Origin of the sequence: Exiguobacterium sp. s141 (genome assembly GCF_018618085.1) — a bacterium.
Taxonomy (GTDB): domain Bacteria; phylum Bacillota; class Bacilli; order Exiguobacteriales; family Exiguobacteriaceae; genus Exiguobacterium; species Exiguobacterium mexicanum_A.
The window spans coordinates 349390-363416 of the sequence record NZ_JACSLJ010000002.1 but is presented as its reverse complement, the minus strand read 5'-3'; the positions used below and the strand labels follow the sequence as shown (position 1 = coordinate 363416).

The 14027-nt window shown below is 51.5% G+C and carries 15 protein-coding genes; 6 read left to right on the top strand and 9 right to left on the bottom strand.

Annotation, left to right across the window (positions count from 1 at the left end; all coding sequences use genetic code 11):
* Window positions 1–66 precede the first annotated feature (66 nt).
* A complete protein-coding gene (locus tag KNP74_RS06390; RefSeq protein ID WP_034777025.1) occupies window positions 67–243 on the top strand; it encodes a hypothetical protein in 177 nt (58 codons plus the stop codon).
* Window positions 244–304: 61 nt separating this feature from the next.
* Here the strand turns inward: KNP74_RS06390 and KNP74_RS06385 are convergent, their stop codons facing one another.
* The 3 genes from KNP74_RS06385 to KNP74_RS06375 form a co-directional block, all read right to left on the bottom strand.
* Window positions 305–1558, bottom strand: coding sequence for an inositol monophosphatase family protein (locus KNP74_RS06385; protein WP_214763852.1), 1254 nt, complete (start codon window positions 1556–1558; stop codon window positions 305–307).
* 79 nt (window positions 1559–1637) lie between these two features.
* Window positions 1638–1826, bottom strand: a complete 189-nt coding sequence (locus tag KNP74_RS06380; RefSeq protein WP_015881266.1) for a hypothetical protein — start codon at window positions 1824–1826, stop codon at window positions 1638–1640.
* A gap of 245 nt (window positions 1827–2071) precedes the next feature.
* Window positions 2072–2338 (bottom strand): UPF0223 family protein, encoded by a 267-nt coding sequence (locus KNP74_RS06375; protein WP_034777021.1) that lies wholly within the window; start codon window positions 2336–2338, stop codon window positions 2072–2074.
* 172 nt (window positions 2339–2510) lie between these two features.
* Here KNP74_RS06375 and KNP74_RS06370 point away from each other — a divergent pair, with 172 nt between their 5' ends.
* Complete coding sequence (locus KNP74_RS06370; protein WP_214763851.1) at window positions 2511–3992, top strand: aminotransferase class I/II-fold pyridoxal phosphate-dependent enzyme; 1482 nt, start codon at window positions 2511–2513, stop codon at window positions 3990–3992.
* 107 nt (window positions 3993–4099) lie between these two features.
* On the opposite strand, the gene KNP74_RS06365 is transcribed toward KNP74_RS06370, so the two are convergent.
* On the bottom strand, window positions 4100–4423 hold the full coding sequence (locus KNP74_RS06365; protein ID WP_052090094.1) for a DUF3055 domain-containing protein: 324 nt from the start codon (window positions 4421–4423) through the stop codon (window positions 4100–4102).
* Window positions 4424–4498: 75 nt separating this feature from the next.
* Between KNP74_RS06365 and aac(6') the strand changes: the two genes are divergently transcribed.
* The gene (gene aac(6'), locus KNP74_RS06360) at window positions 4499–4942 is read left to right on the top strand and encodes an aminoglycoside 6'-N-acetyltransferase (protein ID WP_214763850.1); all 444 of its coding nucleotides are present in this window, start codon (window positions 4499–4501) and stop codon (window positions 4940–4942) included.
* A 17-nt stretch (window positions 4943–4959) separates the two neighbouring features.
* Here the strand turns inward: aac(6') and lpdA are convergent, their stop codons facing one another.
* The 4 genes from lpdA to pdhA form a co-directional block, all read right to left on the bottom strand.
* Window positions 4960–6372 (bottom strand): dihydrolipoyl dehydrogenase, encoded by a 1413-nt coding sequence (lpdA, locus tag KNP74_RS06355; protein ID WP_214710545.1) that lies wholly within the window; start codon window positions 6370–6372, stop codon window positions 4960–4962.
* A 4-nt stretch (window positions 6373–6376) separates the two neighbouring features.
* The gene (locus tag KNP74_RS06350) at window positions 6377–7669 is read right to left on the bottom strand and encodes a dihydrolipoamide acetyltransferase family protein (protein WP_214763849.1); all 1293 of its coding nucleotides are present in this window, start codon (window positions 7667–7669) and stop codon (window positions 6377–6379) included.
* 76 nt (window positions 7670–7745) lie between these two features.
* Complete coding sequence (locus tag KNP74_RS06345; protein WP_214763848.1) at window positions 7746–8723, bottom strand: alpha-ketoacid dehydrogenase subunit beta; 978 nt, start codon at window positions 8721–8723, stop codon at window positions 7746–7748.
* 3 nt (window positions 8724–8726) lie between these two features.
* The gene (gene pdhA / locus KNP74_RS06340; protein WP_034777009.1) at window positions 8727–9812 is read right to left on the bottom strand and encodes a pyruvate dehydrogenase (acetyl-transferring) E1 component subunit alpha; all 1086 of its coding nucleotides are present in this window, start codon (window positions 9810–9812) and stop codon (window positions 8727–8729) included.
* Window positions 9813–10142: 330 nt separating this feature from the next.
* On the opposite strand from pdhA, the gene def reads away from it, so the two are divergent.
* Genes def through KNP74_RS06325 form a run of 3 tightly spaced genes read left to right on the top strand, consistent with a single transcriptional unit; the run spans window position 10143 to window position 12522 of the window.
* Window positions 10143–10682, top strand: coding sequence for a peptide deformylase (gene def, locus KNP74_RS06335; protein ID WP_021066993.1), 540 nt, complete (start codon window positions 10143–10145; stop codon window positions 10680–10682).
* 1 nt (window position 10683) lies between these two features.
* Window positions 10684–12309 (top strand): alpha/beta hydrolase, encoded by a 1626-nt coding sequence (locus tag KNP74_RS06330; protein WP_214764022.1) that lies wholly within the window; start codon window positions 10684–10686, stop codon window positions 12307–12309.
* 30 nt (window positions 12310–12339) lie between these two features.
* A complete protein-coding gene (locus KNP74_RS06325) occupies window positions 12340–12522 on the top strand; it encodes a hypothetical protein (RefSeq protein ID WP_214763847.1) in 183 nt (60 codons plus the stop codon).
* On the opposite strand, the gene KNP74_RS06320 is transcribed toward KNP74_RS06325, so the two are convergent.
* On the bottom strand, window positions 12519–13976 hold the full coding sequence (locus KNP74_RS06320; protein WP_138859673.1) for a phospholipase D family protein: 1458 nt from the start codon (window positions 13974–13976) through the stop codon (window positions 12519–12521). The two genes, KNP74_RS06325 and KNP74_RS06320, sit on opposite strands and share 4 nt — an antisense overlap.
* Window positions 13977–14027 lie beyond the last annotated feature (51 nt).

Here is a 14027-nt window from a genome sequence, read left to right as displayed (position 1 = left end):
TAACGTTTCCAAACGCATCATTTTTGACTACAATAAAGAAGACTAGAGAAAAAAGGGGGAATCTCCATGCAACTCATGTTCGTTTTAATCGCGACCGCAGTCGTCGCCGGTTTCGTCGGCATCGGAATTGGGGTGGCCGAAGGAAGTGCCGCCATCATCATCGGCAGTCTCGCCTTGAGCGGCATCGCCACGTTCTTCGGTATCAACTTACGCCGTCGCGTCCTCTCTGACCGACGTCCATAACAGAAGGCCCGGGCGCAGCGCCCGGGCCTTGTTTATGAGCTTGTTCTTTTGTCTGACACGCTTATAAGTCGCGTGTCAGACAGATACGGTCACGCAAGGCGAGCCCGTCCTCTTCGATTGGCGGATAACCATGGCTCGGGAAGTAGTCGCGCTCGACCGAGTCGAAGCGGAAGCCAGCTTGTTGATAAAATCGCAACTGGACGATGCTCGAGTTGCCCGTACAGACGAGCATCTGCTTCGCACCGCTTTGCTCGGCCCGACGAATTGCGTCTTGGAGCAGCCGTTGTCCGATCGTCTGGTTTTGCCGCTCCGGCTTGACGGCGATATTGACGAGCTCGAGCAGCGTTTCACTGCGCCGCACCAACATGTACGCTCCGACGCGTTCTCCGCCGAGCGTCGCTTCATATGTCTCCCCCGCTTCATACTGCTCACGCACCATCGCCTCGTTCGGATTGGCCAAGACGAGCAAGTCCCGGACACGGTCGTAGGAGCCGTTAATCTCAATCTGAAGATCAGGTCTCACTTCCGGCGCCGCCCCTTTGGCGATGACATAGTGTTTGACGACATCTTTGACGAACGTCTCGCTACCGGCAAGGACCGACGTCTTCCCGTCATAACGGACCGGCTCCCCGTAAATTGAGACGACTCTGCCTCCGACTTCCTCGACGAGCAGTTTTCCAGCCGCATAATCCCACGGCATATTCCGCATCGTGATGTACCCGTCGACCCGACCCGCGGCGAGCCACGCGAGTTCGAGCGACGCGGCGCCATGGGCCCGCGTGCCGACCGAGTCGCGCACGATTGGAGCGAGTACTTCCGGAGCGATCTGCTGATTCGGCGTGACCCAAGTCGCGTTCATACTCAGGAAGGCGTCACGGACATGATGTTCTTGGATGGCCGGAAGCTTACGACCGTTCAGCGTCGTCCCAACGCCGCGACGCGCCACGAACAGCTCATCCGCCATCACATCATAGACGAAGCCGTATTCGACGACCCCATCGATCATGACGGCCACTGAGATGGCGAACATGCGCTTCTGATGGATGAAGTTCAACGTCCCATCGATCGGATCGACAAACCAGACCGTTCCGGACAAGTCGTCCGGCCCTGTCGAGATCCCTTCTTCCCCGATAATGTGATGCTCGGGGTACGTTTCACGGATACGGTCGACAATCAACTGTTCGACGGCTCGATCGATTTCTGTGACCAAATCCCCTTTACCTGTCTTTCGTTCGATGCGATAGCTCTCATCGATTTTTTGCCGAATATATTCCCCTGCTTGTTTAATCAAGTCAATCGCGAACCATTCCAACATGTTTATCACCTCTACTATGTATTGTACCAAACAAAAACCAGTATCCGCATGGAATACTGGTTGAATGAGTGGTTGTGGGTCAGGCTTCGAGACGCAAAAGTTCTTGGCGATATTTCTCTAACCGATGCTTGCTAGCCTGGACAGTGGCATCGTCTTGTGACGCCATCGCATCGAAGAGAGTTGCCAATTCATAATCAATCTCTAAGCGCAGCACCGGAATCCGTTTTTCTGCGTCTTTTCTTTTGAATGCCTCGATCACTTGTTTCATGAGATGCCACACTCCTTTAGTTGGGCTACAAGTTACGGTTTAGTGAGTTGAATTGAGTATATCAGATGAGATTCAAAAAGGAAAGATAATTGTCTGACTATTTTGAATTTTTTATCTTAGTGAGTATATTCCCATTTCAACTGACGCTAAACCTGAAATAACTGTTAATAATATGTACCCTATTTAAAAGACAAATAACAAAAAAGCATGAGAAAACTGTTCTGTTCTCCCATGCTTTCCAGCAGTTACAATTTTATAATCTTTGCATTTGATTTTAGGGCCGCTTGGACCGTACGATAGGTAGAGTATCCGGTCTGTTCGTCGTGCACGGCGCTCAGTTGTTTTTCTTCTGATTTCGATGTCACGATTTGTTTGAACGACCGATACGCATCCAAAAACGTTTCGCGGTCGACACCGCCTTCATTGGCAAGGGCGACTTGATTATAGAACTCGACGACTTCTATGAGCTCATCAGTCGTCCAGTCCGGATTAATCGGATAGTTGATTTGCATATTCTTCACCTCGACAACCATTGTATCAACAAAAAAAACTATTGCAAGTTGGGATAGAAATCACTATAGTTTTTTTGTTGCATTGTTTTTTAAAACGAAACGTCTAAAATGACATGAGATTGAACCTAAACCGACAACCCATATACACACTGCTATCAAGGAGGACTTACTATTGAAACTTAAAGGTGCTACACAGCTCGAGACACCGCTCTTTGACACGTTGCTCACGCACGTGGACACGAATCCGATCGCATTCCACATCCCAGGCCATAAAGGCGGGAAAGGAATGGACCCTGAGTTCCGCGACTTCATCGGCGAGAACGCTTTGAAGATCGACCTGATCAACATCGCCCCGCTCGATGACCTTCATCATCCGAAAGCGGCGATTGCCGAGGCCGAGCGCCTCGCAGCCGAAGCGTTCCGTGCCGACGAGACGTTCTTCTCAGTTCAAGGGACATCAAGTGCCATCATGGCAATGATCATGGGCGTCGTCGGACCGAACGAGAAGATCATTGTGCCGCGCAACGTCCATAAATCTGTTATGTCCGCGCTCGTCTTGACCGGGGCCCACCCTGTCTTCATTCACCCTGAATATGATGAGACATACGGAATCGCCCACGGAATCACGGCAAGTGCCGTCGAACGCGCCCTCGAGATGCACCCTGACACGAAAGCCGTCCTCGTCATCAACCCGACTTACTTCGGGATCGCTGGTGATTTAGAACGGATCGTCGCCGTCGCCCATGCCCAAGACGTACCTGTCCTCGTCGATGAGGCACACGGTGTCCACTTGCCGTTCCACGACGAACTCCCGCTCTCGGCGATGCAGGCCGGCGCGGACGTCGCGGCAACGAGTGTGCACAAACTCGGCGGCTCGATGACCGGGAGTTCCATTTTGAACGTCCGCCGCGGACTCGTCTCACCAGAACGGATTCACGCGATGCTCTCGATGATCACGACGACATCGACGTCTTATCTTCTCCTCGCGTCGCTCGATGCGGCCCGTCGCCAATTGGCGACGAAAGGAGAGTCGATGAACGAACGTGCCCTCACGCTCGCACGTACGGCTCGTACGACCATCGACAACATGCCGCACTTGTCGGTCTACGGTCACGCCGAACTTCATTCAGAGTCGACGTACGCGCTCGACGAGACGAAAATCCTCGTCTCGGTCCGCGAGCTCGGGATCACTGGCTTTGAAGTCGAGAAGTACTTGCGCGAGACGCACCGCATCGAAGTCGAGATGTCAGATCTGTTGAACGTCTTGTTCATCGTTACGAGCGCCGACGACGAGTCGACGATTCAAGCGTTGATTGACGGGATGCGTGACGTCGTATCGGTCTACGACCAGTCTGGAAACGATTCGTTGTCGATCATGCTCCCTGAGATCCCGCCACTCGCGCTCAGCCCGCGTGACGCCTTCTACGAGGAAACGGAGACGATACCACTCGAGAACGCCGTCGGACGCATCTCGGCCGAGTTCATCATGGTATATCCACCAGGAATCCCAATCATTATTCCGGGAGAGCTCATCACGACATCGACGCTCGAATATATTATGGCCAACATCGAGGCCGGTCTACCGGTCCAAGGTCTAGAAGACGAGTCGCTCCAAATGATTAAAGTCATCCAACAAACAAAAGCTATCCGCTAAGACGAAAGCGAGCCGGTCCAATGGACCGGCTCGCTTTGTGTCATCAGAAGAAAAGGTGGCTTATGATGATTGAATTGCTTCCCCTACGTTCCATTATAAGAAAACGCTTACATTTTTTCAAGGGGTGAATTTTCAGTTTGGTTGGATTCAGTCTCATTTTCAGTTAGACAAAGGCGTAAAAACTCGGCGACGTGTCCGGTGTCTCGCAAGGCGATGCCGAGCATCGGATAGAGCTGTCTCGGTTCTTCGAGCGCATGGACGTCAAGAAGGGCAGACTGTCCGGTCTGCATGCAGACGACGAGCACTTTCCCCATAAATTGATGTGTGTACACAAAACCGAAATCATAACGTGACGTCTCTGTCTCGATCCCCGTGAATCGGACGCGGCTCGTCTCAGAGACGGTGTATAACAATTCTTCATCGAACGCCATCATCGTTCCCTCCTTTCTCACTTCATTTGTTATTTTCCTTTATACTGAACGTACGAAACATAAGGAGGACGACTGATGAAGATTCGAAAAGCGAATGAACAAGATTGCCTTGTCCTGGTAGCTCTCATGCGACAACTATGGCCAGACGCACCCGTCGCTGAACTGACCCCTGAGGTCCGGCTCGGGATCTGCTCCGGCAAGATGCACTATTTTATCGTGGAAACGGATGAACCGGTCGGATTTTGTCAGCTCAGCTTCCGTCATGACTATGTCCCTGGCACCTCCACCTCCCCGACCGCGTTTATAGAAGGGATTTACGTCGTCGAAGCCGCGCGGCAGCAGGACGTGGCGACACGCCTCGTCGAAGCGGCCTCCGCGTTCGCCCGGTCGAACGGATGCGACGAGCTCGCTTCGGATACGGAAATCGAAAACGTCGGCAGCCAACAATTCCATGAACGGATCGGCTTTCAAGAAGTCGAACGGACCGTTCATTACGTGAAAAAGCTCTCTCGCGAGTAAGCGAGAGAGCTTTTGACTTATTTAACGACGTGGATTGGCATACCCATTGCGATTTCTGCCGCTTCCATTGCCATCTCACCGAGTGATGGGTGAGCGTGGATTGTAAGCGCGATATCTTCTGCAGTCATGCCTGCTTCGATGGCGAGACCAAGCTCGGCAATCATATCTGAAGCGCCTGTACCCGCGATTTGAGCACCGATCAAGAGACCGTCCTCTTTACGCGTGATGAGCTTCATGAAGCCGTCTGGCTCGTCGAGAGCGAGGGCACGGCCGTTCGCTGCGAATGGGAATTTCGATACAGTGATCTCAAGTCCTTCTTCTTTTGCGAGTGGCTCTGTGTAACCGACTGTTGCAAGTTCAGGGTCAGTGAAGACGACCGCTGGGATTGCTGAGTAGTCGAGGTATGCTGGCTTACCGGCAGCTGCCTCCGCCGCAATTTTCGCTTCGTAAGAAGCTTTGTGCGCGAGCGGTGGTCCTGGTACGATGTCGCCGATTGCGTAGATGTTTTCGTTCGACGTCTTGCACTGGTCGTCGATTTCGATGATGCCGCGGTCGCTGACTTTAACTTCCGCGTTTTCGAGACCGATGTCGCCAGTGTTTGGACGACGGCCGACTGTGACGAGGACGTAGTCCGCTTCAACAGACTGCTCTTCACCGTTCACTTCAAACTTAACTGTTACGCCGTCTTCTGTTTCCTCGACGCCTTTTGCAAGAGCGTTCGTGTGAATCGTGACGTTACCTTTTTGTTTGAGTTTCTTCTTGACGATTTGCGTCATTTGCGGCTCGAAGCCAGACAAGATGTCGCTTGCGCCTTCAACGACAACGACTTCTGTATCGAAGTTCGCGTACGCTGTGCCAAGCTCCATACCGATGTAACCGCCGCCGATGACGACAAGTTTCTTCGGTACTTCAGGAAGAGCCAATGCGCCAGTTGAAGAAAGGACGCGTTTTGACCATTTGAACGATGGGATCTCGATTGGTGTCGAACCAGTCGCGATGATCGCTTTTTTGAACTTGTAAGGAGTCGAGCTGTCTTCTGTGATAACACGAACTGTGTCTTCAGATGCGAAGAAAGCCTCACCTTGAACGATGTCAATCTTGTTACCTTTCAAAAGGCCTTTGACGCCGCCAGTCAATTTGTTGACGACCGACTGTTTCCAGTCTTGGACTTTTGTGAAGTCGACTGATACGTTGTCAGACGTGATACCCATTGACGAGTGACCTTTTGCGTGCTGGAAGTTGTGACCAGCCGTGATCAACGCTTTTGATGGGATGCAACCGACGTTCAAGCAAACGCCACCAAAGTTACCTTTTTCGACGATTGTGACTTTGAGGCCAAGTTGTGCGCCACGAATGGCTGCGACGTATCCACCAGGACCGGCGCCGATGACAAGCAAATCAGTTTCTTGTGCGAATTCTCCTACTACCATGTTCTTATCCCTCCATCATTAGAAGTGCTGGATCTTGAAGCAAGCGTTTCACCATGTTGAGTGCGTTTTGAGCAGTCGCACCGTCGATGAGGCGGTGGTCAAAGCTGAATGAGAGGGCGAGGACTGGTGCCGCGACGATCTCACCGTCTTTAACGACAGCTTTTTCAGCGATACGGCCGATACCGAGAATCGCAACTTCTGGGTGGTTGATGACAGGTGTGAACCATTGTCCGCCAGCAGAACCGATGTTCGTGATTGTGATCGATCCGCCTTTCATGTCGTCCCCAGCAAGTTTGCCTTCACGTGCTTTACCGGCAAGCTCATTGATGTTTGTAGCGAGTGCGTAGATTGACTTACGGTCCGCTTCTTTGACGACAGGAACAACGAGACCGTTGTCCGTATCGGCAGCGATACCGATGTTGTAGTAGTTTTTGTAGACGATCTCTTCGTTGACATCATCGATTGATGCGTTGATGGCTGGGTAAGCTTTCGCTGCTGCTGTCAATGCTTTAACGACGAATGGCAAGTACGTGAGTTTCACGCCTTGGTCAGCAGCCACTTGTTTGAACTCTTTACGGAGTGCGACGAGTTTCGTGACGTCGACTTCGTCCATGAGTGTAACGTGTGGAGCTGTATGCTTCGAGTTGACCATTGCTTTCGAGATCGCTTTACGGATTCCACGGATTTTCTCACGCGTTTCGAGTTCAGGCGTCGCTGACTCGTAAGGCTTGATTTCCGTTTTAGCAGCTGCTGCTGGAGCAACAGATTCTGTTTTCTCTGTTGTAGCTTCGGCTGTTGGTGCTTCACCGTTTGCGAATGCATCGATGTCTTCTTTCAAGATGCGGCCGTTGTCGCCAGAACCTTTGACTTCACGGATGTCGACGCCTTTTTCACGAGCGTACTTGCGGATTGAAGGCATAGCGATGACGCGCTCCGATTTGTGAAGTTGTACTTCACGCGGGCCGTCTTCTTTTACGTCTTCTTTCACGTCTTCCGTCTTCTCTTCAGCTTTTGGCTGTTCAGGAGCTGCTTCCTCTTCGCCTGCTGGCGCGTCACCTTCGATATCGAACGTGATGAGGACGTCACCGACGACCGCAACTGTACCTTCAGAGACTTTAACGTCTTTAACTGTTCCATCAACTGGAGCAGGGATTTCAACGACGGCTTTGTCGTTTTGAACTTCAAGAAGAATGTCATCTTCTTTTACTGTGTCCCCTGCTTTTACGAACCACTTGACGATTTCACCTTCGTGAATTCCTTCACCGATGTCTGGTAATTTAAATTCAAATACTGCCACTGGTTTTTCCTCCCATCAATTCATCATGTAAACACAACGAGGGAGACAATTCTCCCTCATCGTTACTTGAACACGATCAGAAGTTGATAACTTCCTTAACTTTTGCAACGACATCTTTATGGTCAGGTAACCATGCGTCTTCCCCTTGTGCGAAAGCGAAGACCGTGTCTGGTGCAGTTACACGAAGCACTGGTGCCTCGAGGTGAAGAATTGCGCGTTCTTGAATTTCAGTTACGACGTTTGCCGCAATACCTGCTTGACGTTGTGCTTCTTGAACGACGATGGCGCGACCAGTCTTTTTGACTGATTCTACGATTGTGTCGATATCAAGCGGGCTAACTGTCATAAGGTCGATGACTTCGACGTTGATGTCTTCTTTCTCAAGCTCTTCTGCCGCTTTGAGTGACGTGTGGACCATTGCACCGTAAGTGATGATCGAAACGTCAGTTCCTTCGCGCTTCACGTCTGCTTTTCCAAGCTCGATCGTGTAGTCGCCTTCAGGAACTTCGCCACGGAATGAACGGTAAAGTTTCATGTGCTCGAGGAATACGACTGGGTCGTTGTCACGGATCGATGCGATCAAAAGACCTTTAGCATCGTAAGGCGTTGACGGGATGACGACTTTAAGACCAGGTGTCTGAGCCATCAAGCCTTCAAGGCTGTCCGCGTGAAGTTCTGGTGTTTTAACACCGCCACCGAATGGTGAACGGATTGTGATTGGCTGGCTGTAAGCGCCGCCTGAACGGTAACGCATACGTGCCATTTGAGCAGCAACCGAGTCGAAGACTTCGAAAACGAATCCGAAGAACTGAACTTCCATGATTGGACGGAAGCCTGTGAGACCAAGACCGATTGCAAGACCACCGATACCCGACTCAGCGAGTGGCGTATCGAAGACACGGTCTTCGCCGAACTCATCTTGAAGTCCTTCCGTCGCACGGAAAACCCCACCGTTTTTACCAACGTCTTCTCCGAAAAGAAGTACTTTCTCGTCGCGCTTCATTTCTACGCGCATCGCATCAGTAATCGCTTGGATCATTGTCATTTGAGCCATAACTTACTTCGACTCCTTTGCTGTATATTCTTCAAGCTGCTCTTTCAAGTTTGAAGGAAGTGTTTCGTACATGTTGTTGATGAAGTCCGAAACTTTTTGTTTTGGTTCTTTGTCGGCGAGGCTGATCGCTTCTTTCACGTCTGCTTTCGCTTGCTCGATGACTTCGTTTTCCATGTCTTCGTTCCAAAGCTTCTTGCCTTCGAGGAAGAGGCGGAAACGTACGAGCGGATCTTTCTCTTGGTACTCTGTATCGAGTTCTTTCGTACGGTAACGTGTTGGGTCATCCCCAGCGAGCGTATGTGGTCCGTAACGGTATGTGAGTGCTTCGATAAGCGTCGGAGTTCCATCAAGTGCGTCTTTACGCGCTTGTTGTGTTGCGGCGAGGACAGCAAGAACGTCCATTCCGTCAACTTGAATTCCGTTGATTCCCGCTGCGACAGCTTTTTGCGCGATCGTTTTAGCTGCAGTTTGCTTCTCAACAGGTGTCGAGATAGCGAAGCGGTTGTTTTGAACGACGAAGATGGCTGGTGATTTGAATGCACCTGCGAAGTTCAATCCTTCGTAGAAGTCACCTTGTGATGAACCACCGTCACCCGTGTAAGTAATGGCGACGTTTGTGTTGCCGTTGCGTTTGAGGCCCATCGCCACACCCGCAGTTTGGATGATTTGTGCCCCGATGATGATTTGTGGCATCAAGACGTTGACGTCTTCAGGGATACGGTTACCTGCGACGTGACCACGTGAGAACAAGAACGCTTGATAAAGCGGAAGTCCGTGGAATACGAGTTGCGGGATATCACGGTAGCCTGGAAGAATCCAGTCTTGTTTGTCGAGCGCATATTGCGTCCCGATCATCGTTGCTTCTTGACCAGCCACTGGCGCGTAGAAACCTAGGCGTCCTTGACGGTTGAGCGAGATGGCACGTTGGTCCCAGATTCGTGTATAAACCATGCGGCGCATAAGCTCCTGAAGTTGCTCGTCCGTTACATCTGGCATTGCGTCTTGGTTGACGACCTCGCCCTTCTCGTCGAGAATACGGAACGTTTGGAAGTTTTCTTCCACGTTTTGAAGTACCTGAACGTTGTTCATTCGTTTCACCTCATCCTTTCAACTATGAGACAATTGTCTTTTTTGTGATCAAACACTACCTCAAATCTTAAGTGTATCTGTCCAAAAAAGCAATCTGTATTAACGTGATTCAGGAAAGTTACACTTATCCTGCCGTTTCCTAGTCAGTATAAAACGGGTTGTTATAATAACGCAAAAAATATGCTCACTCTATAAAAACGCTTACATCAACACATCTTTTCCCTTATTTCGCCTCTGTATCATTTTCATTTCACCTTCTGTACCATCTAAGCGAAATGACTAATAAATATGATATAATTGGTCATATCGCAATGGGAAAGGAAGTTTTGCATGTTAACGATGAAAGATGTGATTCGTGAAGGAGACGAGCGGCTCCGCGCCCGCTCAATCGAAGTGCCGGTCCCACCGACGGCAGAAGACCTCGCGCTACTCGACGAGATGGAGACGTTCCTCGTCAATAGCCAGGATCCAGAGATGAGCGCGAAGTATGAACTTCGGGGCGGTGTCGGCATCGCCGCACCACAACTCGGCGTCAATCGCCGCTTTTTCACGGTCCTGCTCCACGAAGAAGAAGAGACGTTCAAACTATCCATCTTCAATCCGAAGATTACGAGCCACTCGGTCGAACAGACGTACTTGAATGGCGGTGAAGGCTGTCTATCTGTCGACCGTGTCGTCAAAGGCAACGTGCCCCGATACCGACGCATCACGATTGAAGGGTTCGACCGTGACGGCGCCCCGATTAAATTGCGGCTCCGCGGTATGCGCGCCATCGTCTGTCAACATGAGCTCGACCATTTAGATGGGGTGCTCTTTTACGACCGCATCAACACGACCAACCCGTTAGAGACCTACGGTGAGCCGATTTGAGGTGACGAGCTTGAAGAAAAAGGCACTGTTGTTAGTATTCCCATTTCTGTTTCTTTTAATCGGGGGATGTGTCCGAATCGAATATGATGCGACCGTCCACTACGACCAATCGGTCACGTTAGAGACGACGTATGCTTTCCGCGACCATCCGGTCATGAAGCTGCTCAATTTGCGGCTCGATTGGGATACATGGAAACAACAGGCGAATGAGAACGGATATGCGACACGTGACTACTCGAGTGAGGACGATTACGAGGGCATGGTGCTGAAGAAGACGTTCGATCATGTCGATGACCTTCAAAACATCAAAGAAGAATGGAAAACCGGTCCGGCCGGTATCCTTGTCCCTCCCGATGTGAAATTCGATGTCGCAAAAGAGGACGGGATATGGTTTGACTCGTATGTGCTCAATACGAATCTCGACCTTCGGCTCGACCGTGTCGACCTACCCGGCGTGAATTTGAGCGGCTCGCCGAAGCAATTAGCAGAGCGGTACGTTCGTCAAGCCGATATTCGGTTCAATTTGACGGTGCCGACCGGCGTGTTCGTCGAAGACGGAACCGGACTCGATTTGCGTTCCATGAAACATGTCGAATGGCAAGTGTACGGCGGCCGTCAAAACAACATGACACTCGTCGCCCACGTGCCGAACGTCAAAGCATGGATCGTCACGATCGTCGTCGGCCTCACCCTCGCCCTGATCGGTTTTTTCGTCTGGCGGAAGTACCGCAAAAACGTCGGCAATCCAGACAAGACATCGATTCGGTCCCGTATTTTCGGTGGATTGATTCTCGTCTTGACACTCGCCTTGATCATCGTGACGATCCGCGAAGAATTGACGACCGAACGGAAGACCGAAGCAATTCGCCAAGCGGCCCAAACGGACGAGTTCATCCCGACGTTCGCCGTGCACGGGTTGCTCGGGACCGACCGCACATTCCTCCGCTTCTCGCAGTATATGGAACAGCGTGGATTGGCCAAAGATGGGGCGCTCTGTACCGTGACGGCGAAAGGTGCGGTCGACTGCGTCATCAACGACTATAATTCGATGCGACCGATTGTCCGGATTGAATATGAGGATGCCGAGGCATCGCTCAACAACCAGACGAAGTGGTTGAATGCGGCGATCGAACGCTATAAACAGGAACGAAACCGTTCGTTCGACCGGATGTATTTGATCGGCCACAGCATGGGCGGCGTCGCGGCAGCGAACTATATCTTGAATCAAGAAGACTACATCATCGACAAGTTCGTGACGTATGATAGTCCGTTCGCCGGGACACGCCTCGCCAACTTCGGTCTGTCCGCCAGTAATTTCGGGATCAATACCGGCAGTCCGGCCATCCGGGATTTGTCCCCGAGTTCTGACGGGCTGCAGGCGTTCCAAGAAAAACTGGAGACGTGGCCACGCTCTGTCCAAGTGTTCTCCTTCTCGGGACGCGGCGGCGAGTTCAACTTGATCGAACCATCCAGCTCGCTCCTACTCGAAGAATACACGAACAATATCGACACGGAGACCGTGCCGTACGATCACTTCTCGCTCCACCGGAAGACAGACGTCCTCCGGGAGACAGGACGCTTCTTGTACGAGTATTCGAACGAGTTTAACCCTGTCGAAACGAATTGACGAAAACCCGCCTTCTCATGAGGGCGGGTTTTGTTCGGTATCATGGTTATAGGTACTCGTCCGGTCATCATCCTCGCATTACGTGGCAAGTTATTTGGATTGACCGGCGTCTGTCGACCGAAGCAAACGCCGGTGAAAGCCAAAATGACGTTCACCAACATCCACCATCCACAAACAAAAACCCGCCTTCCTGCGAAGGCGGGTTCGACTTAATAGGTCATCGTCCACGTCAACTTCTGCAACCAATAAATCAAATACTTCCCGATTGGTAAATCGGTCTGAATCTCATCATAGGCGAGCGTGTACGTGCCTTGTTCGTTGTTCCATAGCTGTTTGAAGTAGCCGTCGACTTCGCGAATGAATTCCGTCTCCGTCGTCGTCACGACTTCAACGTCCGCTTCGAGGTTATAGTCGTTCATGTTGCGGGTCGTGTAGTTGCTTGACCCGATGACGACGACGCGACGGTCCCCTTCCACGTACAGCATCTTCGGGTGGTACTGCTCTTCGCCGACTTCGTACCACCGAATCTCGATTTGCTCCGGGTTCACCGTGTTCAATTCCGCGGCGACCGGCAAGTTCGGCAATCCTGACTTGTCGCGCCCGAACGCGTTCGTATTCGGGTCAAGAATCAGTTTGACGAAGACTCCGCGCTCGGCGGCCTCATGAATGGCTTGAATGATGTTTCGGTCGGCCAAGTAGAACATGCCGATCCAAATCGTCTCACCTGATTCCGCTTCTTCCATCGCCTTGATGACGGCGTCCTGAATCTTGGATTCTGTGACGTAGCGGATTTGCATCGGGCCTTCCGACGGCTCGTCGCGCAGATTCGCGAGTTTCTCCTCGCTCGGGAAACGTTCGGCATCCCCTTTCGAGAACGTCGCGATCGCTTCCTCCCCTTCGAGGATGTCCGCTAAAATCGGGCCATCGAGCCGCACCCCGACGTTTGAATGATACCCGCTCGCATCGTGTGGGTTGGCCGATAAGACGAAGCCGTCATTCTCGGTCACCATCACTTTGCGGTGGTTCGCTTTCACGTTCAACAGCCGTAAATACGACCGGATCGTGATGTCCGGTGCCGATTTGGCCATCGGGTTCGGCAACCAGCCGTTCTGGCTGTCCCCGAACCATTGGAACCCGATCCGATACAGCGTCGAGTATAAGATGTTCGGGTCGCGGAGCGCATCGAGGTTCGTGTAAACGATCTCGGCGCCCGCTTCCTTCAAGACGTCGAGATGATCGGACGCGTGTCCGTTATACGTCGTATTGATCTCATCGGTGATCAAGACGACGTTCATGTCCGGATAGGCTTTCATCTGTTCGAGCAATGCCGATGATAGACTGGCCGTGATATCTGGATATTGTCGGTCTTCATTCGAATATGGGTTGAATAAGAAAAAGTCCATGACGATATATTCCCGTGCCTCGCGGATTGACCGCTCGACGTCTTGAAAGATCTCTTGCTCGTTCACTTCCGTGTCTTCCCCTTGATACGTCAAATCAAATAAAAAATCGATTTGGTCATCCGAAATCGCGACCGGTTCCGACGCACGCGACACGCCGTCCGGCAACGGTTTGACTTGATGGTATACCATCGTGATGAGGAAGAGTAAGGCGAATGCGGCCAGGCCCCATTTCAACCAACCTTTCTTCCGTTTCTTGCGTTCCATCCGGCACCATCTCCTTATATTGTAGTCCTCTAAAAAACGGGCTGTAGTCCC